At 51.6% G+C, this 610-nt stretch carries 1 protein-coding gene; it reads left to right on the top strand.

What is annotated here, in order from left to right:
* Positions 1 to 262 precede the first annotated feature (262 nt).
* Positions 263 to 610: IS110 family transposase (locus DXZ20_RS04885; RefSeq protein WP_250565623.1), on the top strand; the 348-nt coding region annotated here is incomplete at its 3' end.

Genomic DNA, 610 nt, shown 5'->3' with positions numbered 1-610 from the left:
CCGTCATCCCCTAGAACAGATGAGCAAATGTTAAGAACGGGTTTGTTTAGGAGTCTACTCAAATACGCTAAGCGTAGTAGCACTAGACTAAGTCCTCCCGTTCATGATAGCTCATCATAGTCCGACCGCAAGCAAGGTTACCGCTACTATTCATCGAACTGAGAGCTCGAAAGAATCGCCAGGTTCCCATGGGAGACCGGATCACGCAAGGTAGAGTGCAGTTGATGGAGCCCCAATGCCGTACTCCTTTAGGAGAGATCATATGACGACATCAGCTAAGGTAACTCCGGTGAATTGGATAGGCATAGACGTCAGCAAAGACAAGCTGGATGTGTATGACCTGAGCGCAGAAACGTATAGCTCATACAGCAACGATGCGGCAGGTATCGAAGCGCTGAGGCAAAAGGTCTTAGAACGACCGGATCCAGCCGTTGTCTGCGAAGCCACAGGCGGCCACGAGGCACTAATGGCGCTGAGGCTACATCAGCATGACATCCGAGTAAGCGTGGTCAACCCACGTCCGGTCAGAGACTTAGCCAGAGCCCTGAGTAAGCTGGCAAAGACCGACCCGATTGATGCCTATGTGATTGCCAAGTACGGTGAGGTGACA

It is taken from the genome of Adonisia turfae CCMR0081 (genome assembly GCF_011009555.1).
Taxonomy (GTDB): domain Bacteria; phylum Cyanobacteriota; class Cyanobacteriia; order Phormidesmidales; family Phormidesmidaceae; genus Leptothoe; species Leptothoe turfae.
The sequence above is the reverse complement of the archived record's forward strand: the minus strand, read 5'-3'. Positions and strand labels throughout refer to the sequence as shown.